At 57.2% G+C, this 25,082-nt stretch carries 21 protein-coding genes; 8 read left to right on the plus strand and 13 right to left on the minus strand.

Going from position 1 to position 25,082, the window contains the following annotated elements:
• Positions 1-590 precede the first annotated feature (590 nt).
• The 6 genes from GPL20_RS10005 to GPL20_RS40105 form a co-directional block, all read right to left on the minus strand.
• Positions 591-1,832 carry a glutamine synthetase gene (locus GPL20_RS10005; RefSeq protein WP_246250221.1) on the minus strand — a complete coding sequence of 414 codons (1,242 nt, stop codon included), beginning with the start codon at positions 1,830-1,832 and terminating at the stop codon, positions 591-593.
• Between the two features lie 95 nt (positions 1,833-1,927).
• Entirely contained in the window at positions 1,928-3,214 is a 1,287-nt protein-coding gene (locus tag GPL20_RS10010; protein WP_157329418.1) for an ATP-grasp domain-containing protein, read from the minus strand.
• Positions 3,211-4,113 (minus strand): DMT family transporter, encoded by a 903-nt coding sequence (locus tag GPL20_RS10015; RefSeq protein ID WP_157329419.1) that lies wholly within the window; start codon positions 4,111-4,113, stop codon positions 3,211-3,213. Before GPL20_RS10015 ends, GPL20_RS10010 begins: the two co-directional genes overlap by 4 nt.
• A gap of 129 nt (positions 4,114-4,242) precedes the next feature.
• Positions 4,243-5,028 carry a gamma-glutamyl-gamma-aminobutyrate hydrolase family protein gene (locus tag GPL20_RS10020; protein ID WP_254125186.1) on the minus strand — a complete coding sequence of 262 codons (786 nt, stop codon included), beginning with the start codon at positions 5,026-5,028 and terminating at the stop codon, positions 4,243-4,245.
• Between the two features lie 29 nt (positions 5,029-5,057).
• Complete coding sequence (gene rtxC, locus GPL20_RS10025) at positions 5,058-6,116, minus strand: dhydrorhizobitoxine desaturase (RefSeq protein WP_157329420.1); 1,059 nt, start codon at positions 6,114-6,116, stop codon at positions 5,058-5,060.
• A 31-nt stretch (positions 6,117-6,147) separates the two neighbouring features.
• Complete coding sequence (locus GPL20_RS40105) at positions 6,148-8,559, minus strand: 2-aminoethylphosphonate--pyruvate transaminase (protein ID WP_373568200.1); 2,412 nt, start codon at positions 8,557-8,559, stop codon at positions 6,148-6,150.
• Between the two features lie 918 nt (positions 8,560-9,477).
• On the opposite strand from GPL20_RS40105, the gene GPL20_RS10035 reads away from it, so the two are divergent.
• Positions 9,478-10,029, plus strand: a complete 552-nt coding sequence (locus GPL20_RS10035; RefSeq protein ID WP_157329421.1) for a hypothetical protein — start codon at positions 9,478-9,480, stop codon at positions 10,027-10,029.
• 316 nt (positions 10,030-10,345) lie between these two features.
• On the opposite strand, the gene cysN is transcribed toward GPL20_RS10035, so the two are convergent.
• The 3 genes from cysN to noeE all read right to left on the minus strand — a co-directional run bounded on the left by cysN (position 10,346) and on the right by noeE (position 14,494).
• Positions 10,346-12,223: a sulfate adenylyltransferase subunit CysN gene (cysN, locus tag GPL20_RS10040; protein WP_157329422.1), complete on the minus strand. Its 1,878-nt coding sequence runs from the start codon at positions 12,221-12,223 to the stop codon at positions 10,346-10,348.
• On the minus strand, positions 12,223-13,122 hold the full coding sequence (gene cysD / locus GPL20_RS10045; protein ID WP_157329423.1) for a sulfate adenylyltransferase subunit CysD: 900 nt from the start codon (positions 13,120-13,122) through the stop codon (positions 12,223-12,225). Before cysD ends, cysN begins: the two co-directional genes overlap by 1 nt.
• A 271-nt stretch (positions 13,123-13,393) precedes the next feature.
• Positions 13,394-14,494, minus strand: a complete 1,101-nt coding sequence (gene noeE / locus GPL20_RS10050) for a nodulation protein NoeE (protein WP_157329424.1) — start codon at positions 14,492-14,494, stop codon at positions 13,394-13,396.
• 790 nt (positions 14,495-15,284) lie between these two features.
• On the opposite strand from noeE, the gene GPL20_RS10055 reads away from it, so the two are divergent.
• Together GPL20_RS10055 and GPL20_RS10060 are read left to right on the plus strand one after the other, a co-directional pair.
• Positions 15,285-15,452 carry a hypothetical protein gene (locus GPL20_RS10055; RefSeq protein WP_157329425.1) on the plus strand — a complete coding sequence of 56 codons (168 nt, stop codon included), beginning with the start codon at positions 15,285-15,287 and terminating at the stop codon, positions 15,450-15,452.
• Complete coding sequence (locus tag GPL20_RS10060) at positions 15,439-15,690, plus strand: hypothetical protein (protein ID WP_157329426.1); 252 nt, start codon at positions 15,439-15,441, stop codon at positions 15,688-15,690. The genes GPL20_RS10055 and GPL20_RS10060 overlap by 14 nt, the downstream gene beginning before the upstream one ends.
• A 64-nt stretch (positions 15,691-15,754) precedes the next feature.
• Here the strand turns inward: GPL20_RS10060 and GPL20_RS10065 are convergent, their stop codons facing one another.
• The 4 genes from GPL20_RS10065 to GPL20_RS10080 all read right to left on the minus strand — a co-directional run bounded on the left by GPL20_RS10065 (position 15,755) and on the right by GPL20_RS10080 (position 19,948).
• The gene (locus GPL20_RS10065; protein ID WP_205751147.1) at positions 15,755-15,913 is read right to left on the minus strand and encodes a hypothetical protein; all 159 of its coding nucleotides are present in this window, start codon (positions 15,911-15,913) and stop codon (positions 15,755-15,757) included.
• A 646-nt stretch (positions 15,914-16,559) separates the two neighbouring features.
• A complete protein-coding gene (locus GPL20_RS10070) occupies positions 16,560-16,781 on the minus strand; it encodes a hypothetical protein (protein WP_100233458.1) in 222 nt (73 codons plus the stop codon).
• A 715-nt stretch (positions 16,782-17,496) separates the two neighbouring features.
• A complete protein-coding gene (locus GPL20_RS10075) occupies positions 17,497-17,808 on the minus strand; it encodes a hypothetical protein (RefSeq protein ID WP_205751148.1) in 312 nt (103 codons plus the stop codon).
• A gap of 1,912 nt (positions 17,809-19,720) precedes the next feature.
• Complete coding sequence (locus tag GPL20_RS10080; RefSeq protein WP_100233537.1) at positions 19,721-19,948, minus strand: hypothetical protein; 228 nt, start codon at positions 19,946-19,948, stop codon at positions 19,721-19,723.
• Between the two features lie 1,336 nt (positions 19,949-21,284).
• Here GPL20_RS10080 and GPL20_RS10085 point away from each other — a divergent pair.
• The 5 genes from GPL20_RS10085 (at position 21,285) to GPL20_RS10105 (ending at position 24,481) form a co-directional block, all read left to right on the plus strand.
• The gene (locus GPL20_RS10085; RefSeq protein ID WP_157329427.1) at positions 21,285-21,605 is read left to right on the plus strand and encodes a hypothetical protein; all 321 of its coding nucleotides are present in this window, start codon (positions 21,285-21,287) and stop codon (positions 21,603-21,605) included.
• A 19-nt stretch (positions 21,606-21,624) separates the two neighbouring features.
• Complete coding sequence (locus GPL20_RS10090; protein ID WP_245452355.1) at positions 21,625-21,876, plus strand: hypothetical protein; 252 nt, start codon at positions 21,625-21,627, stop codon at positions 21,874-21,876.
• A 171-nt stretch (positions 21,877-22,047) separates the two neighbouring features.
• Complete coding sequence (locus GPL20_RS10095; protein WP_245452354.1) at positions 22,048-22,356, plus strand: ATP-binding protein; 309 nt, start codon at positions 22,048-22,050, stop codon at positions 22,354-22,356.
• A complete protein-coding gene (gene fixJ / locus GPL20_RS10100; RefSeq protein ID WP_100233452.1) occupies positions 22,353-22,958 on the plus strand; it encodes a response regulator FixJ in 606 nt (201 codons plus the stop codon). The genes GPL20_RS10095 and fixJ overlap by 4 nt, the downstream gene beginning before the upstream one ends.
• Positions 22,959-23,881: 923 nt before the next feature.
• Positions 23,882-24,481 (plus strand): hemerythrin domain-containing protein, encoded by a 600-nt coding sequence (locus GPL20_RS10105; protein ID WP_157329428.1) that lies wholly within the window; start codon positions 23,882-23,884, stop codon positions 24,479-24,481.
• Positions 24,482-25,082: the final 601 nt, after the last annotated feature.

A 25,082-nucleotide genomic window follows, 5' to 3' on the forward strand; every position in this document is an offset into this window, starting at 1 on the left:
CGATCTCAACGTCGACGGCCCGAAGATGCTCGAGGCCGCCGTCAGCGCATTGTCCAAGATTTGGAAGCCGCGGCGTGGCGGCACGCGGCTCAAATAGATGTCAAGCATCAATCATCAAAAGGGCCGCAGAGCTACGCTTACAGTTCGCTTACCGGTCTGGCATGCCAAGTTGGCAATGAAGAGGCGCGAAGGACTTCAGCTCGCTCACTTCAGCCGGAGTGAGTTTCCGGCTGACGGACCGCAGCGCTTGTCTTGCCGCTTTGGGACCAACCCAGGCAAGCGCGCGCACGCTGGACGGCTTGCGAGGGAGAGGGTGCCAACCGGGCGCATGCTTGAGCTCCACCATCTGCTTGCCGATGTAAAGCTCACGAAAAGGACCGGACGTTAGATATAATCTAGCATCCCAACGTAGCAATCGCGATTGCTGCCACAGACTAATAGCAGACCTCCTCGGCGTTCCCGAGGTCCTCACTTAACGAGTAACGCACATTTGCTCTGTATGAAGTCCAGCATCAGCGGAACAGGCAGCCGCAATAATGCGACCGACACCGGCCAGAGGAATGAAGTTCGGAACTGTCGAAGAGCTCAAGCTAAATAATCTCGAAGTATCTCCGACGTTCAAAGTCGGTAACCCGATGTTGAACGGCTTCCCACTCCCAACGGCGCGAGCAAGAAAACGCGTCAACAAACCTTTCTCCGAAGACATCACTTGCCGCTGCAGACTCTGAAAACCGAGAAGTTGCCTCTGATAGGCTTTGAGGCAGTCTCGCGGACGGCCGACACGTCTCCGCGCTTGCATCACCGACGATCGAAGCCGGTAGTGCCGGGCCTGTCTCGACACCCAATATTCCCGAACCAATCGCACATGCGAGCGCGAGATATGGGTTCAGGTCTGCGCCAGGCAGCCTATACTCCAGGCGATGGGCAGATGGCTCTCCCGGAATGGCGCGAACCGCGCAGGAGCGGTTGTCAACTCCCCAGGTTGGACAGATTGGTGCCCAGCAGCCAGGTACCAATCTCTTGTAGCTGTTGAAGTTCGGCGCAGCGAGCACACAGAACTCATTCATATATTCTAGTTGTCCGGCGATGAATTGCCTCATAAGCTTCGAGACGTTGCCGAACGCATCATTGTCGTAAAACGCATTCTGGCTATCCGAGGACATCGAAATGTGAATATGCCCGGACTGGCCGGGCCATTCCTCGGAAACCTTGGCCATAAATGTAGCCATCATGCCTCGCGTTTGCGCCCAGGCCTTTATCATCGACTTGAATATGGTTGCTCGATCGGCAGCTTCAAGCGCGTCACAATGACGAAGTGACGCTTCGACCACGCCCGGTCCCGTTTCAAAGTGCAGTCCGCTGAGAGGTATTCTAGCCTTGTCACAAAGCGCTAAGATCTCGTCGAACAGCTCATGTTGCGCGACAGAGCGCGCAATTGAGTAGCCGAACGGGCCGCGAGTTAAAGGAGCCCATTCGCCGAACGGCTTTTCTTCAATCGTGTCTGCGTTCTCCTTAAACAGCATGAATTCAAACTCGAACCCGGCAGTGCAGTCGTATCCGTGTTCAGCAGCCCTTCGCAGAACCTTACGCAGAACACCGCGCGGGCAGATGTTCTCATGTGCGCCCGTGAATTCCGCGAGGTAGAGATATTGATCGCCGAGATGAGACACCGAACGGCCGGTGCCTGACAGAATACGCAGGTCAGCATCTCCGAAAGCTGATAGCGGCTTTTGCGTGAAACTGGCTGGAATGACTCGGTCCGTGCAATCCCACGCCAGCACCGCTTCAGAGAACTTGATAACTTTATCTCCATCCGAGAGATCTTCACCCAAGACGTGTTTTCCTCGCAGAACGCCATCGAAGTCGCTTACGCCGACCATCGCCGCGTGGGCTGAATTCGCTCCGGTCAACCTGGGATCAGTTGGCATTAGTCGCGGTCCTGCATCACTAAATCGAACACCTGGTCCATCCGCATTGCTCGCAACTTGCGATAGTCATTCTCAAGCTGAGTCAAGTCGCTATTCACGAGATAAACGATGCCTGGTGTGGACGCCAAGTCGATCGTGGGAACTAGCTCTTGACCAATCGGAACGAATGCAATGGCATCCGCGAAGCTCGGGAGCTTGCGGACTTCTTCGAGTCCCGGGTAACCGGCAACGACACCGCCCATATCTGAGATGAGCGAGACGCAAAGTGCGTGAGCCTGCCGCTTGTAGGGCCCGCGCAGCCTCATATGTTCACCAAAGCCCTTGGGATCTGCGTAACGCCAGGCCGTCAGGGTCATATGGTTGTGCCCCAACGCCATCGTTCGTGCTTTTGCCGACATGGTCCCTTGAAGCCTCGCTCCGAAGTCCACCAGAACCGGTCCCCGATCATCGACGATGATCTCAGCATGAGCCGGTCCGTCGACGATCTGTAGTGCCTGCAATGCACGCACCAAGTAGTCGGACAGTTCCTGAACGATTGGTTCGCTGCCGTCCAACAATCTCTCAAGCGAGCAGACCGATGATGCCCTCTCAATAGGAACCGTGTCATAGGTCCAGGCCTCCGTAACGAAGGCTTCCCCGTCGATCGAGACGGCATTTACCGTGTATTGCTGGCCGTTTATTTTTTCTTGCCCAAGGGCAAAACGATTCAACGCTCCGACGCGGTTCGTCTTCCCGACAATTACGCTTAGCGCCCGCTGAATATCAGCCTCTGTCGAGCAAAAGAATACATCTTCGGTACCCGTACTGTTCAGAGGCTTGATCACGATTTGATCGTACTTCGCTTCACGCTTCCAGCTCGCGATCTCTACAGGACTGTCGGACACGACTTGTCTGATCGCTCGCACGCCGGCAAAGGTCAGCGCGCAAGACAATCGCGCTTTGTCACGCCGAGCAGCGGATAGCGCGGTCCCATTTGATGGTAAGCCAAGCCGCTCCGACAGAGAATCAGCGAGTTCAACTCCGGTCTCGCAGCCCGCGATAACGAACTCCAATTCCCGGCCATGGAGAGCCTGAAGCTGGTATTCAACGATGTCGTCATACCCCATGCCCTCGCTGGGGCGAATGACTTCATCATACAGATCCGCATTGAAATGCGATTGGAATATGGGCGGAATCTGTGCAGCCGACATCACATGCACCGTTCCAATTCCATAGCGCTTGAACTCTTCCGGTAGGTATCGGCCGGTAGAGTATGCGTCTACGATTACACAGTTCCGTTCTTTCATGCGGACCTCCGATACTGCAAGTAGATGTTGCCGACAGCAACAGCCGTAATGAGAACATTTCCAATGAACGTATGTGACGAAGGCACGATGCGAGAATCGAAGTACTGGAACAGGAAGGTGATGATAGGGGCGGTGGACAGGACCATGTTGACGGTGAAGGGCTCAACGTGCCGAATGCCCTGCTGGATCAAGAGCAAAGGAATAAGGATCGTCGACAGCCCAATTGCTGCGATCGCAAACCAATGCTGCGAGATCTCAGGCAACATAGATGAATGATCGACCAGTCCCAGCAGCAAGAGAATCGTTCCATAAAAGCGATGCGCCAGGACTTGTCGGCCAGAAAACCCACGGTCGAAGAGCAGTTTGACAAGTATATTTGTAAGGGCCAGCGATAGGCCGGCCACGATTGCCAAGACGATGCCAAAGGACGATCGAGCCCCCCACTCCACGCCCGCGTTGCCGCTGGCCGAGATCCAAATCATGTAAGTTCCGATCGTTGCGATCGTAACGCTCACGACAATATCGGATGCTGGAGGGGCACCCTGGCGCCTGATCAGTGCGTTTAACCACACTGTTGCGGTGGGCCCCAGCGCCACCATGAAGGCGACGACGATCGCGGGTTCTGCGTATTTCAGTCCGATAAATAAGCCGATCCAGCTGATTGCTGTCACGACATTGAGCGCGACGAAGACCAGGAGCGACCATTTCGCCACCGTTGCCCCGGCTCCCTCGTGGCGAGCCAGGAGATTGAACATCAAACAAACCACAGCGAAGGACAGCAGGAGCGCGACGAACACATCCGCTTGCTGAAAATACGACGCCGCATAGACCTCGCCTGCCGCGCTCACCACGACATAAAGTGCCACAAAGAAAACTCCCAGAGCGAAGCGATTCGCCAATCGTCCAGTCTTCCTTTGCCCACGAGGCGGCGCACGTCCCTCGCAGGGCCGGACGCGTGCGTCGGCTCCGAGGAAGTGTCCTTTCGACGTACACGGACCACGTTTGGTTCGAAATGTCACAATCAGCCTCTAGTTCTTCTTAGTTCGGTAGTATCCAACACACGCCTCTCCAAATGCCTTGAACAGTTGCTTGCTGAGGAGATCGGTTGAGACGTGCCATTCAGGGTGCCATTGCACACCGATTTGCAGCGTCGGGGCGCCAATGACCGAAGCCGCCTCGACCAAACCGTCAGGCGCCCACGCCTCCCGCCTCAGCGCCGGCGCCAGCGCCTCGATTCCTTGATTGTGCAGCGAGTTGACTTGCGCTTCGATCGTCCGCGCGATTGGAAAGAGCGCGCCATCGGAACATATCCTGACGCTGTGCGCGGCGTCGTACTGACGGTCTCTTGGACGATCTGGCTTCTCGGCATGCATCGCGCCACTTTCCGGCCTCCACTCCGCAAGCGATGAGCGGAGCGTGCCGCCGAAATAGACGTTGAGTTCCTGAAGCCCACGGCAGATGCCCAGAATAGGCATTCCGAGCGCGATGGCGCTCTCTATAGTTACGGCAGAGAGCCTGTCCCGCGGACGGTCAAGGATCCCGACCTCAACGTCCTGCCGATCAGCCTCCGTCAGGGACGCAGGCGCTCTCAGGACGGCGGGGTCGATGTTCGATTCATCACCTGTCAACACCAGGCCGTCGAGCCGGCGCATGATCGCCGGGGCGACCTCCTCCCTAGCATCTTCGGCGTCGACCGTCGGCAATATGACGCAAGCCACTCCCGCATGACGATGAAGTGCCTGCAAGTACTTGCGCCGCAACCGGTCGCGATGCACACCATCGACCAGAACACGGTTCGAAGTGACGCCGACCACGGCTCGGGTGCTCTCTGGCCGTAGCAACGTCACGCGACCTGCCCTCGCGAGCGGATCTCGGCAACAGACTGCTCATACAAGCGTCGATTCCGCTCCTTTAACTGACCTATGACGCTAGGTTGGCCTTGAGGCCCCTTGACAAAGAGTCCGCCCCAGGTCGCGGCAACCTTCGCATAGTTGGGATCCTGCATTCGGATTTTCTGAGCTTTGCGTAACAGCCAAAACGGGATACCCGGCGAAAGGTGATGCTCAAGGTGGTACTCATCCAGATTCTGCCCGAGGATGGACCGCTCGAGGAAATTTCCTTTCCGATTCCTGGTGAGATAGACGTTCTGCGTCTCGGTTTCGCACATAGGTGAGTGCTCGGCTAGCTCGATAAACCAGCCAAGGACCTGAAACGTGGTGAGATAGGGCACGATCCAAAACAGGACGACGATATGGAGCAGCCCAACAGCATATGACCCGGCCAGGATGCTTATCCAGAAGAGATAGAAGCCATACTTGTCGATAAGTATGCTTGAGCGGCTCTGATCCTCGGCATCTGTGATCGAAAATCGATTGGTCCAAAGATACCTCAGATACGCTACTGTCGCGCCGCCGAAGATCGGCTTCCAGATCATGTTGAAAGCGTACCGGTCCGGAGGCTGCACGTCGTAAACGCCGCTGGCCAGGAAGAACTTCAGGTCGGGATCCTTGTCCGGGTCTCCGAGGTAGGGATGATGCAAATAGACGTGCGAGATCCGGTAGGCCCAATGGCGCTGGAACAAGGGATAGGAAGCGAACAGAATGCCCAGGACGTAGTTCCAGGTCGTGTTCTTCGCGAGCGTACGGTGGGCCGCATCATGAGCGATGGTTGTCAAGCCGCGCTGATAGGCACCAATCAGAAGGACCGCCAGCGGGTAGAGCCACCATGAGACCGACACAGTGGCGAGCGTGCACGCTGTGATGACAGCGTAATCTTTGGCAATATAAGCCGCTCCCGTTATGTTGTCGGGCCTCAGCTCGGAGAGCTGCCTATTGATTTCCCGGCTGAATTGTACGGCCTCATAGCGTGATGACCTCAATTTCCAAGCATCTGCCTGATTCATGAGAACCTCCTCCTGATTGCCTTGCAGGTTGTCAGATTGCGGAAAGCGCCTTATCCAGATCGCGCAGGATGTCGTTCACATCTTCGATGCCGACGCACAGTCGGATCGAGCCGCCAAATATGCCGGCGGCCTCGCGCTTTTCCCGCGGGACGGTGGTGTGGGTCGTCGAGACGGGATGGGTCACGAGCGTGCGGGCATCGCCTACATTCGAAACGTGATACATCAAGTCGACGTTCTGGATGAACTTTCGCCCGGCTTGTTCGTCCTCTACTTCGAACATGACCATCGCCCCGTGGCCGTATGCAGCACTGAGTGTCTGGTCGACGATTTCCCGATCGGCGCCTTCAAAGAGCCCCGGGTAGAACACACGGCGTACTTTTGGATGCTCCTTGAGAACGTCGGCCACGATCCTGGCATTCGCGCAGTGCTGCTTCATGCGAAGTGGCAGCGTTTCAAGCCCTTGGATCAGTTGAAAGCTCGCAAACGGAGCGATGGCCGCGCCGGTATCGCGCAACCAGGTCATGCGAGCCTTGAGAAGAAACTCGCTCTTTCCTAGATCGTCGACATCGCGCACCGCGTTATGCCAAACAATTCCGCCATGCGCATCGTCGGGACGGTTAAACAAGGGAAAGCGAGAGGCTCCCCGGTAGCTAAACTCGCCGTTGTCAACGATCAGTCCACCGAGCGTCGTGCCATGGCCGCATATATATTTCGTTGCGGAGTACGTCGTAATAGCAGCGCCGAGATCTGACGGCCGGCATACCAGTGGCGTCGTCGTATTGTCCACGACCAAAGGCACGCCGTACTTTCGGCCGATCTCGGCCAGCTGTTTGACGGGGAGCGGAATCAGACAAGGATTCGAAATCACCTCTCCGAACAGGCATATCGTGCGATCATCAATGGCACGTTCAAACGTCTCTGGCCTTCGAGGATCGGCCGTCCTCACGCTGATCCCAAGACGCTTCAAGGTGTTGTGGAGCAGGTTCCAGGTATTGCCATATAGATACGGAGAAGCGACGACATTGTCCCCCACTTCGCCACTTGACAGGTTGACGATAGCAAGGAACGTCGCTGCTTGACCTGACGCAACGGCGAGCGCGTCCCTTCCCATATCGACGGCGGCGTAGCGCCTTTCCAGCGCGCGCGTCGTTGGATTGATGATCCTAGTGTACGTGAACCCATCGGCCTTGACGTTGTAGACGTCGGCAATGTGGTTTAGATCGCCATCGAGTTCATAAGCTGTATTCTGGTAAATCGGCACTGCGACAGCTTTCGTTGTTACGTCACGGCGATAGCCCGCATGCAGAACAGCAGTCTCGGCCGAAAACGGCAGCTGCCAGTCCCCAGCCGCTCGCGCCGGCATCGTTACGCGAGCCCCGCATGACTCTTGGGCCGACATCGGCGCCGCTGACCGAGCCTGACCGGACCGGAAATATGTACGAAAAGCGCAGCCTAACTGCTCGATCCAGCTGGATTGAATTTCCCCAATACAACCGACGCGGAAGCTCCGCGTCGCAAGATGCAGCTTCGAGTAGACGTAAAGGTTGTGGGCCGCCAAGTGGCGATACAGCCCATCGAATCCTGCTTGGTCCACGATTCCGGATGGCGCACTGAACGCGACGCAAACCGGCGACTGCAACTCCGTGGGCAGCAGCGGAGACACCACACCTTCGAGTTCTTTGACGAGATCGTCCCTGACCTTCTCATACCTGCAGCGCCTGGCATCAATGCCCTCCTCGTGTAGAATCTCCAGGGCCTTTGTCGTTGCCTGAACGATGTGTGTGGGAGGGGTCGATCGCCACTCACCCGTGCGCTCGAGCGAGAGCCATTGATCTCTCACGTCGAGCACAAACGACCTCGGTTCTTGAACCGCATTCTCCAGCAGCTCGCGAGACGCGATGACAAACGCTACTCCCGGCGGCCCCTCTATGCACTTGTTGCCCGAGGTGACCAGGACGTCAGGTCCACGCTGGCTCAGATCAATATTAAGGGCGCCGAAAGAACTCATCCCATCGATGATGGTCTTTACGCCACGTCGCCTCGCCTCCTCCACGATCGCGTCCAGCGGATTGACGATTCCGGTTGTCGTCTCACAATGCACGAAACACAGGTGCGTAACGCCAGGATTTCGGCTCAGATGTTCGCCAATTTCTTGAGGATCCAAAGGATTGGTCGCTCGCTTGACAAGCTTCAGTGCTTCGACGTCCCACAGCTGCAACATTCGGAAAATGCGCTCGCCATAGATGCCGTTTATGCAGACGAGCGGCCTGTCGGCTCGGGACACAAATGAAGAGAGAGCAGCTTCCATTGCAAAGGAGCCACCTCCCTGAATAGGCACGACCGAATAGTCTTCAGCATTTCCCAGCAAGCTGAGCATCAGCCGCCTCATGCAGGCGGTCACTTCCTTGAACTCGCAATCGCGGGATGCGAGATCAAGCTGCATCTGGCTCCTGACTGCCAGCGATAACGACAATGGACCAGGCGTCAGCAAAGAGCGCTGTCTTGTCAAACCATTCCTCCTCAGATTGTAGTCGTCAATAGATCTGGAGTATGCCCACCCCACCCAGGGAGGCCCTGTGGCGAGCGTCGACTTCTTCGGTCAAACGCCATAGATCGCGGCCGCGTTTCGGGTCGGCGTCCGAAAAGCCTGCCGGATGGCAAGCCTCCATATCTCATCGCAGATGCACAGCGATCTTTCGCAAAGCTCCTCACCGATACCATTCACACCTCCCAGAAATTGGCTTTGCGAGCGCGCGCTCGAACGCAAGTGGCGCCCACGCGCGCTCTTATCCTGCCATCACGAAGCGGCAGGGTTGCCGACCGACTTACGCGTGTGAACCTGCGCCATTCAGGCAAACTTGACGGTGGGGAACGATGCAGTCGGATCATCGCGCCCGAATGCAGATCAAGGCATGGCACACTTGATGATCGTCGTTCGCAGCGGGAGTCTGATGCATGGGCTCAAGACTTGGTGCATTCGCACTCCGTCGCTCGTTGGAGGGTTTGTGACGCCGATGACCGTCGTTGTCCATTTCGAGATCGTACAACTTGACGTTAGGGACGTTTCAACCCTCTCGCGGGATTTTCTCGCGTAAATTTTTCCTGACGTACTCCCATCTGGCGGCGACAAGCCGACGTAGGCAGCAGAGTGCGGAGATTCACAGCGAGCTAGAGTGAGAGTTCGACATCAGGACCCTCGGCATTCCGCCTGCAAGCGCGATACCTGCAGGTAAGTGATGACCCAATCTTCCGTTCACGTACGATCCTCGCCATACCCCAGATGGAGGTATTGAGCTTCTCCGCCGTGCAGGCGAGATCCTCCTGGATGCTGGTGCCTGGAAAGTGTACGCGCTCGTCGCACATGATTGCTGGTATCACGTCGTTGCGCTTCAATGGAGCGGCCTTCGCTGGCTGTGGTCGAGTCCGGCTTGAAGACAATTGGGGAGCCTTGGATCGCTGGCCGTTTAGCAACGATCAGTTCGACATCTTTCGGCTCGCGTTAGACGCGGTCTACCGCGCGGTCGAACAGGTTGACGGTGGACCAGAGCGGATCATCAAATATCGTTCTTATCGCTTGCCATGGATGAACTCCCTTGCCTTTTCGGCCGCGCCCATCGCCTGCTTCATGGCAGTATGGCTAAAGATTGCGGCTGCTTTGTCTTGCGATGCGAAGGCGCGGCGCGCACGCGGGCCGCATCAGTCGACGAGCGCCGCGCCAAAAGGAATAAGCTTCCCGAAAGCTGTCAGGGTCGCGACAGGAGGGAGTCGGGGTCGACTGCTAAGTTCGGTGGTCAATATACTGAAGCAAGCGCCCGCTCGCTGGATGCGGCCAGGCTCGGAAAACCGAGGCCCCACCCTCATACTGCTGCGCGAAAGATCGAAGCCGGCCGAGACGCTGCCTGGCTTGGCTTAACGGGAGCTCGGCGTCGCTGGCCGCACGAGTCGGACTTCCTCTCCGGCCTTTGTTATCGTCGTAGATTCTCATCTGGAGCATGGAAGGCGCTTCTTGATCTCCTCCGCTTCCGCCCATGCTCAATCTCTGCTCGCGTACTCGGTCTCGAATTGACCATCACTTCGAGCACGTAACCGGAAGCGGGCACTCGAGGACTGGGTGCGACAATTTTGTTCCTTTAGAGCGAAAAGTCCGATCGCAGGGCCGCCCGAGCCGAATCGCCTTTGGTCGGGCCAGCAGGATATTCGATGGTGCGATGCAGAGGGACATCTAACCATCAAGAATTGATGCGCGCCATCAAGACATCCACGACCGCTTCCGCTGAATGCTCTAGGGTCTGCTCCATGGTCCTCAGATGAATCTCCGGTGTTGTTGGTGCTTCGTAGCACGAATCGATCCCGGTGAAGTTCTTGATCTGGCCGGATTTCACTTTTGAATACAGGCCTTTTGGGTCTCGCCGAACGCATTCCTCGATCGGCGTATCGACAAAGACTTCTATGAACTCTTCCTTGCCAACCAGGCCGCGCACCCTGTCCCGTTCGGCCCTAGAGGGCGAGATGAAGGAGCAGATCACGATCAAGCCGCTGTCCGCCATCAACTTGGCAACTTCACCGACGCGCCGAATGTTCTCCACGCGGTCCGTCTCCGAGAAGCCGAGGTCCGCGTTTAATCCGTGCCGGAGGGTGTCGCCATCCAGCAGCATAGTATGCCGCGACATGCCACACAGCTTTTGATCAACCAGGTTGGCAATCGTCGTCTTTCCCGCGCCAGACAGGCCAGTGAACCAGATGACGCAAGGCTTCTGATTCTTGAGCGCTGCGCGCTCCCTCCTGTCCACGGATAGCGCTTGCCTAACAATATTGTTGTCCCGCCGTAGCGGAAAGGCGATCATGCCGGCCCCGACCGTACGATTCGTGTAACGATCGATGAAGATAAATGATCCGGTCTTTCGATTGAGGTCGTAAGGATCGAATACTGCGGGCATTGCGGTCGCAACATCGCAGAAGGCGATCTCGTTGAGGGAAAGCATCCCAGCGGCCAGATGCTCACAAGTGTTGACGTCGATCCGATGTCTAATTACGGTAATGCTGCCGATAATCGTCTGCGATCCAATCCGCAGGACGTAATTGCGTCCGGGAGCGAGCGGCTCCTCGTCCATCCAGATCACATAAGCGGCGAACTGGTCGGCGACCTTCGGTCGGTCGTCCGGCCGCGACAGAATGTCGCCACGGCCGATATCGATTTCATCTTCCAGTGTAATGGTAACCGCATAGCCGGCTTCGGCGCCGACAAGGTCGCCATCGTGGGTCACGATCCGCTTGATGCGCGTGGTCCGTCCCGACGCGGCGACAACGATCTCGTCTCCTGCCGAGATCCTCCCGGAAGCCACCGTCCCGGCATAGCCCCGAAAATCCGGATTTGGGCGGTTCACCCATTGGACCGGAAAGCGGAAAGCTTGGCCTGCGGTGCCGGACGGGATGTCAATGGTCTCCAAATGCTCGAGCAGGCAGGGACCCTCGTACCAGTTGGCATGAGCCGAGCGATCCACAACGTTGTCGCCGTAGCGAGCCGAGATCGGGATCGGAACGATCGAGGTGAAGCCGAGACCGACGGCAAAGGCCAGATAGTCACGGGTGATCCGATCGAAGCACTCTTTGTTGTATGCGACAAGATCGATCTTGTTCACTGCCAGGACGACATGACGAATACCGAGCAGCGAGCAGATAAAGGAGTGGCGGCGGGTCTGAACCATCACGCCTTTGCGGGCATCGATCAGGATGATGGCGAGCTGGGCATGCGAGGCGCCGGTAGCCATATTGCGAGTATACTGCTCGTGGCCGGGAGTGTCGGCCACCATGAAGGAGCGTCGCGGCGTCGTGAAGAAGCGGTAGGCGACGTCGATCGTGATGCCCTGCTCCCGTTCGGCCTCGAGCCCGTCCACGAGCAACGCGAAATCGATGTCATTTCCGGCGCTACCGTGCTTGATGCTGTCGCGTTCCAGCACCATGAGCTGATCGTGGTAGATCATCTTGCTGTCGTGCAGTAACCGGCCGATCAGCGTCGATTTGCCGTCGTCCACCGAGCCACACGTGATGAATCGCAGCTGATCCTTTGTCCTGGCCGGGACCGCTTCCGTTGCCGGCTTTACAAACATCAAAAGTAGCCTTCCCTCTTCTTCTTCTCCATTGAAGCGGCTTCATCGACATCAATTAGGCGTCCCTGGCGCTCCGACACAGTCGCAGTCTGCATTTCTGCGACGATGTCTTCAATCGCCATCGCATCGGATTCAATAGCCCCGCTCAAAGGATAACATCCAAGCGTGCGAAAGCGGATCATCCGCATTTCCGGCGTCTCGCCGCAGTTAAGCGGCAATCGCTCGTCGTCGATCATGATCGTCGCACCATTTCGACGCAATGTGGGTCTTCGTTTTGCGAAGTAGAGCGGAACGACCGGAATCTTCTCAAGCATGATGTATTCCCAGACATCGAGCTCGGTCCAGTTTGACATCGCAAACACGCGCATGGTTTCACCCTGGCGTATCCGTGTGTTGAACAGGCTCCAAAGCTCCGGCCGCTGGTTACGGGGGTCCCATACGTGTCCGGCCGAACGGAAGGAGAGTATCCGTTCTTTTGCGCGACTCCTTTCCTCATCGCGCCGGGCTCCGCCAAAGGCGGCATCAAATCCGTGGAGGTCGAGGGCCTGCTTCAGCGCGTCTGTCTTCATCACCTGGGTATGGAGCGCGGAGCCGGAATCGATCGGATTGATCCCGCGCGCGATGCCCTCCTTGTTGATATGGACAATCAAGTCGAGGCCGAGCCGCTTGGCTGTCGCGTCTCGAAAGCTGATCATCTCACGGAACTTCCAGGTCGTGTCAATGTGAAGCAGGGGGAAAGGCAATTTTGCCGGATAGAACGCCTTGATCGCAATGTGCAGCATCACGCTTGAGTCTTTTCCGATCGAGTAAAGCATGACCGGCCTTTCAAACTCGGCGACCACATCACGCATGATTTCAATCGATTCAGCTTCGAGACGGCGCAGATGTTTCGGCAGCATATATCTCTCGATGCAGGATCGCTGTTCTTCCGTTCTGTGGCTCCAGCCCAGAGTGTGGAATATCCGCGGCGGAAACGGCCGGCCAAGCGGCAGGCTCGTCCATGAGGTCAAGCTCCATTGGGCAGCAGACTTACAGACGCGGCAGCATATCCTATTCCTCCACTGGTGCGGCCGGCGCCGGCCTCACACCTGATCGGGAGATCAGCTCCTGCCGGTCAAGGATCTTGGCTAAATCAACCAGCGGGTTTTGATCGCAAGCATTCAGATCGCCCTAGGCGTTATTGAGGATCTGTTCAAGCCGCGCGACCTCGCCTCGCAACATCTCGATAGCCGCGTCGCGGTTCTCCGAAACGTTCCAAGCAGTGTGGACCGGCTCTCCAGCGTGAGAGGGGCCGGATAATGCTCCGGCCTTGGTACTTCGCACATCCCACCAGGTTCGGAATATCCGGCGATAGAGTTCGGTTACCTCAGCTCCCCTATCCAGCACTCCGGCTTTCTGTGCCCGCAGCAGTTCCTGCTCATATCCGAGTTCTAGCAAAAGCTCAGCGCCGACCAAATCAGTCACGGTTTGCATCTCTTCGACGCTCAATTGAGATTGCCATGATTTGACAGAGCTTTCGTCGACGGCGTTTCGTTCCAAGATTTTTCGATCCCCAAAGCTGCTGGATCGAAGATAATCTGCTTGTCTCATCCCAGCCGATGCGACGGACGCTGGGTCACAGCCGAGCCCCTTCAACAGACGCCGGATTTCCTCGTCCGGGTGCGCCACGAGCAGTTCGTATTGCACGAACTGTGTCTGCGGGCGAGAGCGGTGCGCGGCGAGCTTGGGAAGGCCCAGAACCAAATCGGCGAGTGAAGTTATGATGACGTCGGGCAGACGGAGCATGAGATCGGCGAGACTGGAGACGCTAACAGAATGCTGGTTTTCTGTCCGCAGTGGGATCCCCCACGTCGATTTCAGTGAAGCGGCGATGGCATAGGGATTGCGCATCAGAAGGATGTGTGGTGCTTCGGGATAGACAGATTCAAGGAACTCAAGCACGGTCCAGTACCGTGGTGTCTTGTCTATGATGATGCGCTTGCCCGCGTCCGCCAGATACTGATCATATGCTGCATCGGCATAAGCGCGGCTGGCGATCGTGCGATCTATCCGCCCCAGGAACTCCGAGGTCGCGGCCTTGATCAGTGAGCTGCCCGCCGGATGGCGCTGGTCCACCCTGCCAAATGCTTCAAGCGCCAGCATCAACCAGGGTTCAGGCGGAGCCACAATGTCTGGATGGTGCTGGAGCAAATGCGCCAAGAGTGTCGTCCCGGATCGTGGAATACCAAGAAGAAAGCACACCGCAGGCGAACGGCCAAAACGCCCGCTCATCGTTCAGACTCTCGTGCCTGAAAAGCAAAGCCTGCCGGCGCTCGCTCGATTGAGCGAAACAAAGCCAGCCGCGGGATCACATGGGCAGCCGCTTCCGTGCAAAGCATCAAAACGAGACAAGAATTTTGTCTAGCACTCACGAGTTAGATCCGTTCAGTTCGATCGATCGGTGGGATCACCGAAATATAACTGCAATCGCCCCCTCGATTGCCCGACAGTTAAAACGACGTCAAGCGGCAGCTCAATCACACGAAGATCGATTGCGGATATGGGAAGGTTGGAAAGAACTATACGTACGTTTGCCGAAGACCGCCCGCGGTACAGGAACGCTATTACGTGTAGTCATAAGTTGCCCGTTGCTGGGGCATTGAAGCCGTAAATGCGACATGCACCTCGCTGAATATTCGGCAGACCGGCGAGCGCGGCAAAGAAGCAGCTCACATCGCGGACATCTCACTTGGCGACGCGCAGCTATCTTGTCAGCCGTGTCGATCCTACGCAACTTTGCCGTGCATACTGCCGTTGGTCCAAGACACTGAGCCATAGCTCCGGGGCGGTGACCTGCCGTCAGCTGCACCACGCCAGGGACACGATCTCGCAAGCCCATCCGTCCGAACTATACCAACTGTTTGATTTACCTGCTCTTGCAGCACTGCCGCCCGTTAATCGGCGCTAAGGACGGTTGTAAAGGACGGAACCTGGCTTAAGATGGCTGATCCAGCAAGCGCGCTTGGCCGCATCTATACTGACGGAAACGAGATTGTCCGGCCGATCACGTGGGAGAGCCATTGTGCTGGCCATCACTGGGCCACGGTGGGCGATCCTGATGGCGGTGACCTATTTGGGCAGAGAAAAAAGGGTTGTACCGGCCAATCTGGTGTCACGATTGATGCACGTCGACTCTTCCTTCGTGATGACCCACTCAAAGTTGCTAGAGAAAAACGGTGCTGCGGCATAAGTCCTCCGCAAACGATGACCTGATCCTGCAGATGTCGCTGACGGCCAAAACGCGCAACCATCTCGCGACTTTGGCGCCACGACAGACAGCGCAGGATGAGCTCACTTTTGATGAAAGCGGCATTGACCGATCAAGCGAGTTCATTGCCAAGGCTGCTACAGTGAGACATCGCCTGGAATGGGCCGGCTCTGGCATTCAGAAGACCAAACGCACGACTGTCAGAAATGGAGCTCGCTAACCATGAGTCGCCCATTCTTCGAATATGTCTTGAGGCAGCGCGGTCGAAGGTGGTTGTGGTCCGTTCACAACGCCGACGGCGCGCAGGTGATGACGGGTTCAGGACACTGCACAATCGATGGCGCGTCCGCCAACGTGGTTCCCTCCCGGATAAGCTTTCCGGTCTCGTCCACCGCACATACCGCAACGGAATTCAGCGAAACATCGAGGCCGACGTAGATCATGGCTTCTCTCCTTTCCGGATGGAGTTGGTCCATGATCGTCAGCCAAAACGTGCCGCGCGGCAAATCGGTCAGGCGATCGGGACCGAATACCCCATCTCTTCCGAAAAGCGCCTGCGCTTCATGCTCTGGTCCTTGTCGTGGGCCAGAACGAACTTCAAACTGGATTAAGCCCGTGGGGAAAGGTCAATTTGGCTAAAGCGGTCAGCCGATGAGTTCGGCCCACCGCGGCCAAGACTGTCTCGCCGAAGCTGAAGAAGCTGCGGGCCGAACGGATGCTAGATTCGGCCCTATGGGAGTTCGTTTAAGACTGGTTAGCTTCTCGGAAGCTAACGCGCCTAGGACTGGGCGTTTTGGCCCCATCGCATGCGTGCAGGGACCGAGCCTTTGGTGTTTTATCTTTTGGGCTAAGAGTATCTCTTCACTCGCGATCATACATCGCTAGCGGCCGTCGAAAGCGCCTTCCAAAAACACTTGATCAAAGATGAGGATGCGTTGGGGCCCGTTCCGCGACGTTGAAGGCCATCCAGCACGTGCGTGAAACTCTCTCTCAGCGCGGATCGGCAAAGCTATTTTGCGACAAAGTTTCTATGACCAAAGAGGGCGGCCCGCAAGCCGCCCTACCGCGCCATTAGCCAGATGCTCAAAATTACCGCTGATGTCCGAGTCCAATTCCGAGATTTAAGGCCTTCTGGCGCAGCGCGCCGGCGCTGCGTCTGGTCATTTTTGCTATTTTTATGACCGGGGTCCGAGCCTTCGAATGGACTTTGAGCTCTTTGATATCAGCCTTCGTCCACTCGCGCCGCTTGACGCGTTTCTTTGTTGCTTTTTTCACGATGAATGCTCCTTCTGAGAAGAGCGCTTGTAACATAGTTTTTTCGCAGCGACGACCGTAAAAAAAGGGCCATCATCGGAACTCGCGCCAGGTATTAGCTCGGTCATGCTTTCGGAAGACAAGGCGTCTGGACCCTAGTGCAGCTGTGGAATTGTAAACTTCGTACAGCCTCTGTGTAGAGAGGATTCGTTACAATTGAATGCTCAATCGACGCCTTTCTATTCGAAGCGAAGCACGTAGACTAACATGTTCTGGAATGAGCAAGCCAATCGCGATGAACCTGAACAGCTGCATCTCGGGTAGGCGTGATTTGTATTAAGCCTAGAGTGATCAAACATCGAGGCCCTGAGAGACATCGGGGCGGTCTCTTGGTCACCTTATGACGATTAGCGCGCTCGTTATCTAAACGCCAGAGCTCCCTTCGGGCGTGCGCGAATACTAGATCGGTCAGGGCTTCGTGTCGGTGGTTCGGGCTCGGCTCAACGCGTCGGAGTGCACGAAGACATCAGCTCCACCATTCCTTAGGTTGGATGAAGCCATATCATCCCTTGGTCGCGTTGAACCACTTCACAGTACGAATAGCCACTGCATTTATATCCAAACTGAACTTGCGCAATCTAGTCCGCGTACGTGGCCATCAGCAAGGGATTGAGCGGCAAGCCGTCACGCCGATAGCCCTTCGTGCTCTAGCGCTTGCCGGCGAGCGCTTTCTGCGCGCGCTCGTTCGTAGCTGCGAAGACACCAGGGGCGGCTACTCATCTTCTCGCTCTTGAGCGATCTCCCGCTTAACCTGACCCTGCATAGTACCCACATCTACAAATTCGAGCCTTTCAAGAGTCTTCCTTCCCTCGTCGGTGATAATCCAGCACCCGGCCTCTCGCTCGATCAGCCTTTGGCCAAAAATATCGAGTCGGGGCGCTCGGCTCGCGATGCGCTCCATACGCGCCGGCCACTCTGGGCCGCTGCTGTAATAAATGGCCAAATGCTGTTTAACGACTTGGATGCTCGCCCGTCCGTGCGGCTGGCCGGCAAGTATCTTCAGTATGGACAGCTGAAAACTCACGCGCACACGCCATTGAGTCGAGGAAAAGCTCCATAATACTTATCCTGAGGGAAGCCGCAGCGCGATGCGCGGCTTTTCAAAAGAAAACTTGCGCCATAAGCCTAATGAAGCAGAGTACCCGCCCGCCGTCGACGCGGTAAGCAAGGTTCTCGACGGCATCGGCGACATCCTGCCCAGAGTGTTTTGAAGAATGGGTCAGCGGAGATAGCCGCGTTGGCTACGCGTGTGACGAGGTCTCGACTGCCGTCTTCGACCGATTCGATATCAAACTACGTCGGTGGTAACCGCGCTGTTGCACATCTTGGCGAATAACATCGCTCACTGAACGCACCGCCCGCTTCTTTCGCTTCCAACTGCCGGCCAACCCCGCAGGGATCGCAAACCCTTGCGGAACGACCAAAAGATCGCGTCTTCCGTTCACATAAATATCGAACATGTCGTCCCTCGGTTGACACCAGCGTAGATTTCCGGTTCATACATTTGGTGACATCGAAGCAACAGTTGCGCTTAAAGACTACGCGAGTTGTCTCCGGATTTCGCCCGCACTTGAGAGTGAACGGCGCAATCTCGCTTCTTCTTCACGTGCTCCACATTGCCGAGAATACAGGAGCCTTCGCGCGCGCCTTCTTGTCGCTAACAGATTCCATTTCTCTGGGCGTCGTTCAAGGCAAAAAGCCTTGCAGGCGACCGTCGGATCGATAACGAGCCGGTGAACTGAATTGTCCTTTAGACAGAGGCCTGATCTGTGATGCGACGGACTTTTGTCGCTCGGACGAATTTGATTGAATATTTGTCTGCCGTGGCAATTCTCTTTTGTTCTGAGTTTATCCCTGACCACCGCGCGATCGAATCGTACTCGGATGCTGATGTTACAATGTACGTGAGGACCGTCGCGGGCGCGATGGTCCCGACGGACGCGAACGTGTTCACGTCCCAACTAACCGCCCGTTCATAGCGGCTATTGAGGATGACGGCGACACTGGCAGGCTGGCGGCGAAAGTGAGCAATCCGCAGAAGGTAAACGCCGGATCGTATTCCCATCGCCGCCAAACGGCGAGTACAGACATAAGGGCTGTCGTGGATTTCGCGGCGGCAATGAGGCTTGTCCTGTGTCGGCCTTCTTCGAATGTGGGCATGCTCAGGAGTCAAAGCTCTTCGGCGAGGAACTGTTGAGCGCAGTCAATCACGAAAGCGCAGCGGGAGGATATCTCACGATCGAGCGCGCAGGGTCTGTTCATTCGGGCAGTCTTTGAGTGGACTTGCATGGTTGTGCCTCTCGAGGTTGGCGGCGCAGAGGACTTTGGTCTGACATAGGCCGCTCACCCGCTGCAGATCGCGCAATACGTCTCCATAGCGGCAGCAAGCGCGTTCTCGGAACACCCGGCAAGCGCGAGGCGCTTCCTGAGCTGTTCAGGAGAGCGCGCTCTTTGCGCCATGGTTTGAAAGGCAGATGCGGACAGATTAAGGTCACGTGCGATCGCATCGATGTGCTGCGGGCTCAAGTAAGGCCGGTTCGGATGTCCGGGACAGGCTCGCGCGCAACCGGCTGAGTAAATGCCTTAACCGCAGATTGGCCAACCACGCATACCCTTTGAGACAGCCATGGCTGCCAGATGCAGACTTGTTCTTGTCACGAATCAAACGAGACCGATTTGTGGGAGCGGATCCTTCGATTTGGTTGGCCCTGCCGGTACGACGCTTTACGGAGCGCTGCAGAGCCAGTTGGGCGGCAGGCGGAAAACCCTCCAGCGAGGTCCACCAGGTGTCGTGAGACAATAGGGCGCTCGCCGATTTGACGCCAGCATCACCAGTTGTTCTTGAATCGACGGTCGACGCGACCCTGCCCGGGATCACGCTTAGATTACAGATTGACCCACAATCCAATTCGCAGACTCCCTCCGCCAAAGTCAAGCTAACCAGCCCATGCCGGCGGCAATGCAGGCGGGGTTCGGAGCTCTATCACATCGGCGAAGACGGTCCAGTCGCGGACACTCTTTTGCTTGCAGAAATCGCTCTCCGCCTGCTGTGCAGCAGCGCACACCGAGGCGGCATCGACCTTGAACGTCGCCTGACAGGCACGATGTTCGTGCCCGGTATCGTCACAGACGGTCTTGATGAACCGAACATTAAATGAAGGCATGGCATCCTCTTCTTGTGGGTTTGCTTATCCACCATTCTGCCATTCGCTCCACAAGAGTATTTGATCTGCCTCAAGCGGCATCCCCAACCGGTTGTCCGCTCCTCCATCGAGATAAGGTCGAAACTTTGGCAGCGCGACTCGAGCGCTCCTGTTGTCGCGCAGACCACGCGGCCTCTACTTTTCCAGCTTGGCGGATCGCACTCTGTTTTGCGCCGAGGGATAACACCTTCTGGTCTGCTCATGCCCTCGACTGACAAAATTGAACGACCGATGACTCGAGGAACGTCTGAAGAGACGACGCATGCGCCGTCACGCCCGAGATGCCGGCTATTGATCTCTGTCGATCCATACTCAACCGATGGCAATATTGAGAGGCCGCTAACTTTACACGCGATACTTGGTGATCTCACGAGGCATTGCCGCAAACACCAGGTCGTCGCGCCAATCACTGAGCAGAGCCATTTCTGAGGCGCGCCGGCGGCCGAAGCAATCGATGGCGAGACCTATGCGCACGTGATCGTGGGCCAAGATGAGGCAAACTGCCCCTGCGGCCGCGACAGCACAGCCGATGATCACGCTTGTCGCAGCCAAAGTTTCGATGAGCCCACGGCTCAAGACTTCAGCGCCAAAGCCTTTGGCTGGGATCTGCCCGGCAAGGCCACCGGCATTGCGAGGCGAGCGATCAATTGACCATCCGCTTGCCGGCTATCGCAAACATTGAGGACAAATGCCGTCGTGGCCCATTCGCGAGCGGCACGCCTCAAATCAACCCCGCTACACGCTGGCGCGTTGCGGACCAACGCGAGGCCCTCGCGGATCGCCCGACTTGGGACATGTTGCCAGCCAACGCGGGCCTGTGGGGCTCGCAGCAGCCGCTCGAGCTCGGCCATTCTGGATGCGCATCAGCTCTTTTTTGACCTGTATCAAATACTGCGGCGACTGCCTACTGATAGAAGTGAGCTTCCCGTCCAAGGTCACACACATGGCAGAAAGAAAGACTTGGCGCCCCATCATCTTTTCATGTCCAGATACCGGCGACCGAGTTCAAGGACTGCCGGACGTCCCCGAGCCGCGTGCCGATGACCTACACACAAGAACCTGCGCCGCGTGCGAAGGCGTCCACTTCATCGACCCGCGGACGGGCGCGATGATCGGCGCTGAGATCGGCGCCGAGCGCAGCTAGGCTCATCCGAATGGTGTCAAGCGAGTTCCGGCGTCTTAGGGTTCTCGTGGATGCCGCCCCGCTCACAAGGGCGCGGCTGACGTCATCACAACCCAATGCCCCACGTTGACGCCGTGGGACAAAGAGATTTCACACCAACGAAGGGTGTTCGACATGACAGACCACGGGGACATTCGTCCCGCCGCCGGCCAGATCGCGGCAGCGGCAGTCCAGTTCAACTTCTGCAGAACAGCGTTTAATACCAAGCGCCGAGAACCTGAGCTGATCCAGATCGATTCGACCGAGGCCCGGGAGTTGTTTCGCAGCGCCAATCCTAATATTTCGGGTGGCGAGCCGATCATGTCCCGGCATGATAGGTTCAACGGCGCCACGGCCGATAAAACCCCGGCCGCGGCTGGCGCAATGGGGACCACGCCGCCTGGGCAATATTGGGCTGAGCCTGCTCGCGCGGCGGCCAAGCCATCTCCTGTGTAGTTCAGAAGGTTGCCTGAATTTGTCAGCCTACAGCGATGAACACCGCCCAAGATCTACTGGCGACCTGACCTGGGAGCGGGTCGAAACGGCGCCGCCCTTTGATCAGGATCTGGAGATTGCCGTGATCGAGGGGAATGCCATTCACCGGGTGGTCTTTCCTTGCCGCCGGGCCTTCGGCGGCTGGATCAAGGCCAAGTCCGGAGAACACGTAGCCGTGCAGCCGACGCACTGGCGCATATGGCCAGATGGCGGCGGCCGTCTTTCACAATAGATTGGTGTGAGCTGAGGCGCGTTCTGCTCCGGTGGCCCTCGTGGGAAACAATGTAGAGTCGATCGAATGAGAGGGTCTACCAGGAAGCATGTCGGACCACATCTGGTAAGGCTATGGCACTGCCGCGGCAGCCGCCGCGCTTCCTCTCGTGCTGTCGTGGACAATGTCCAGATGCAGAAGGTCGCGCTGGACCTGATACGCAATGCAATGGAGGCCATGGCTTCCTGCCCGCGCGGCGAAGTTGCTGTCGACAGGTTTACAGTTGCTCATAAGGACCCCGGCATCAGCGCTGATATCGCCGACCGACTGTTCCAGCCCTTTGTCACGACCAAAAGGCATGGCATGGGTGTGGGGCTATCAATCTGCCGGACGATCATCGAGTCACATGGCGGCCATATCGTCGCGCAAGCAAAACCGGGTGGCAGCGCGATCCTTCAGTTCACCGCGCCGTTTGTGGAGCTTAGCGAAGGGACAGCATGATTGGGCGGCGCATTCTTGTGATCGACGATGACGCCGCAATGCGGGACTCGCTCGCGTTTCTTCTTGATGTTAACGGTTTCTACGTAGCAACCTATGAGACGGCGACCGCGTTTCTTAATGACGTCGCGAGCGGTCCAGTTGATTGCATTGTGTCGGACATCCGCATGCCGGGTATGAGCGGTCTCGAGCTAGTCGGTAAAGTGAAGGCCAATCGCGTCAACTGCCCCGTCGTCTTGATAACTGGTCATAGCGACGTATCGCTCGCAGTCGAAGCGATGAAAGCGGGTGCGGTCGACTTCCTCGAGAAGCCGTTCGTGGAGGAGGTGCTATTGCGTGCGATCAATAGTGCTTTGGAAGCGCGGCCAACAAAACCAGCCGATGACGCAGCAAAACTCCAGGCGGAAGCCCGCCTCGCGGGCCTCTCGTCGCGCGAGCGTGACGTCCTGCAGGGACTATTAGCCGGCAAGATTAACAAGGTGATCGCCCATGATCTCGGCATCAGTCCCAGGACAGTCGAGGTTTACCGTGCAAACCTCATGGCCAAGACAAGTGTCCGCAGCATGTCCGAGTTGATGCGGATCGCCATTACGGCGGGACTCTAGCACCAGCGCAAATGGCGCGAATGGCTTATTCATGCATTCAAGCTGCGCACTCCAGACCACGAACCGACGGTTTTCAGGCGCACCGCACCGAGCGGGTCATGTTTTCGATGACGGCTACCTATGCAGCACACGCTGCTGGTTTCTTGACACGACCGCACATGAAGCAGGTCAATTACGTCGGCCCACATTTGTGCTCCGATATACAGCATGTCTGTCACCCCGGAGAAGGGGGCTACGACAGCGTATCGCATGATCATCGAGCGCGCCGACCACGTCGGTCAGCGTACATCGATCGGGATGCCGTCACTATCTGCCTGGTCACCTCCGCGGCCGACCGATGCTGACGGGGATCAGAGCCAAGGCGCCCGAACAAGACTTCCTGCGGCAAGCCGAAAGTGGCGGTGGACGATAAGTTTTCGGCTGGCTGGAGCTCTTCACGGGTGCGGCCGTGCGCTTCCGACTGCTTCCATGGACGCGGCCGAGGAAGCCAGCATGCAGCTTTCTAATCCGGTTTGGCCATGTTTGAGCAAAAGGGACCCCGCCGCCCCCATTCAAGACCGCCCTGCTCATGGCACTGACGGGCAAATACTTAAGGACTTCTACCTAGGGAAAACATCCAAATATTCGAGTTCGTCAGGAGCAGCCAATGTGCGTCCCATCGATGTCCGCAAAATAGGGTCCGCCATGCACGCCCAGCCCGCAAATTTACCGATACCAGCCGTTATCCGACCAGCGTCTTGCGCGGGCAACCTCAACACTTCGGCTAAGTTGATCTACGCCAGCTCAAATTCAAAGCGCGCTGCGTTTTTGCGTCGAACAGCGCAGAAAATCGCGGCGTAGCGAAGGACACCGAATTCGGCTTGGGCGATCTTGTAAGTGGCAGAAACGCTTCCGGCCTACATTGTGCCTCCAGGAGCACCGGAATGATCATCGACCTTTTGCTTCGAGAGCATCGCAACATTGAGCTGCTTCTGGCCGCTCTTCAACGCGAATTGGAGATTTTTGAGAGAGGGGTTCGTCCCGATTATGAGGTCATTCGCGCGATTATCAGCTATTTCGAGGTTTACCCCGAGCTGTACCATCATCCACAGGAAGACTTGATTTTTTCCAAGCTCAAGGCTCGGCATCCGGATGCAGCTGCAATCGTCGGCGATCTCGCGCTTGAACACCAGGAAGTGGTCGACCGTTTGCACCACTTCGCGCGAGCTATTGACGCCATCCTCGCGGATCGTGAACTCTTTCGGCAAGACGTCGGCGATATCATACGCGACTTTATAGTACGCGAGCGGCGCCACATGATGTGGGAAGAACGAGATTTCTTTCCGGCCGCACTGAAGGCTCTCTCGGCACAGGAATGGAAAGAAATCGCTTCCGCCGTCACCGATGATGGAGATCCCCTGTTCAGCGAGACAGCGGCAGCCACTTCCGACGCGCTAAGAGCGCATATTCTGCAATTGGAGCAAGAAGCTGAGGCCGAACGGAGCTCGGTCGCGTTTTCGTCCGCCAAGGCCGGCAACCCGTGACACGGCGCCGAGACGTAGGGGCCGTATTGATCGGCGCCGTCTTACAGCAGGAATTAGACCTCATGCTCATCCTGTCGAAATGAAAATGGGGGCGTTCGCGGGCACGTAGGCTGCCGCACCGCCAAAATGGCTTTCTGCGCACATGATCGCTGCCGGTGCCAACGGCATGGCTGAGCCTTCCCGAGCCCTGGTTCCGGCACGTTCCACAATGTGATGTCGCAGGTCTGGCAGTTGCGCAGTGACATCGCGCGAAACGGATGCCTCTCATGTCCTCCGCCCCACAACGACGGACGATTTCCGCCGCGCGGGTGGAGCGAAGCACTCCCACTCTTTGCCAGCCTGGCACGCTCTGAATGATCCGACCGCGGCCGGTTCGACCCACAGCACGCCAATTGCCAGGCACTGCTCGCCCGGGTACGTTTAGCACGAACGGCAAGGCGCTGGACGACGTCAGGTCTAACTCTGCGCCGAGTCGTGTCGGATCGGAGATCGCCATCATTCAACTGGCCTGTGCTGAGGGCAGGACCACGCTCACGGCTGAGGGGCACCCTGTCGGCATCAGTGCCATCTTCAAGCTCGTGACATCCTCCGCGCGGTTCGC

This window comes from Bradyrhizobium cajani, assembly GCF_009759665.1.
Taxonomy (GTDB): Bacteria; Pseudomonadota; Alphaproteobacteria; order Rhizobiales; family Xanthobacteraceae; genus Bradyrhizobium; species Bradyrhizobium cajani.

Bases quoted from the DNA above. Each gene is read 5' to 3' on its own strand.
- GPL20_RS10010 (WP_157329418.1), bottom strand. From the start codon at position 3,214: ATGAAAGAACGGAACTGTGTAATCGTAGACGCATACTCTACCGGCCGA.
- rtxC (WP_157329420.1), bottom strand. From the start codon at position 6,116: ATGAATCAGGCAGATGCTTGGAAATTGAGGTCATCACGCTATGAGGCC.
- GPL20_RS40105 (WP_373568200.1), bottom strand. From the start codon at position 8,559: ATGCAGCTTGATCTCGCATCCCGCGATTGCGAGTTCAAGGAAGTGACC.
- GPL20_RS10035 (WP_157329421.1), top strand. From the start codon at position 9,478: ATGATTGCTGGTATCACGTCGTTGCGCTTCAATGGAGCGGCCTTCGCT.
- cysN (WP_157329422.1), bottom strand. From the start codon at position 12,223: ATGTTTGTAAAGCCGGCAACGGAAGCGGTCCCGGCCAGGACAAAGGAT.
- cysD (WP_157329423.1), bottom strand. From the start codon at position 13,122: ATGCTGCCGAAACATCTGCGCCGTCTCGAAGCTGAATCGATTGAAATC.
- noeE (WP_157329424.1), bottom strand. From the start codon at position 14,494: ATGAGCGGGCGTTTTGGCCGTTCGCCTGCGGTGTGCTTTCTTCTTGGT.
- GPL20_RS10065 (WP_205751147.1), bottom strand. From the start codon at position 15,913: ATGATCTACGTCGGCCTCGATGTTTCGCTGAATTCCGTTGCGGTATGT.
- GPL20_RS10070 (WP_100233458.1), bottom strand. From the start codon at position 16,781: ATGTTACAAGCGCTCTTCTCAGAAGGAGCATTCATCGTGAAAAAAGCA.
- GPL20_RS10080 (WP_100233537.1), bottom strand. From the start codon at position 19,948: ATGCCTTCATTTAATGTTCGGTTCATCAAGACCGTCTGTGACGATACC.
- GPL20_RS10085 (WP_157329427.1), top strand. From the start codon at position 21,285: ATGACAGACCACGGGGACATTCGTCCCGCCGCCGGCCAGATCGCGGCA.
- GPL20_RS10095 (WP_245452354.1), top strand. From the start codon at position 22,048: ATGCAGAAGGTCGCGCTGGACCTGATACGCAATGCAATGGAGGCCATG.
- fixJ (WP_100233452.1), top strand. From the start codon at position 22,353: ATGATTGGGCGGCGCATTCTTGTGATCGACGATGACGCCGCAATGCGG.
- GPL20_RS10105 (WP_157329428.1), top strand. From the start codon at position 23,882: ATGATCATCGACCTTTTGCTTCGAGAGCATCGCAACATTGAGCTGCTT.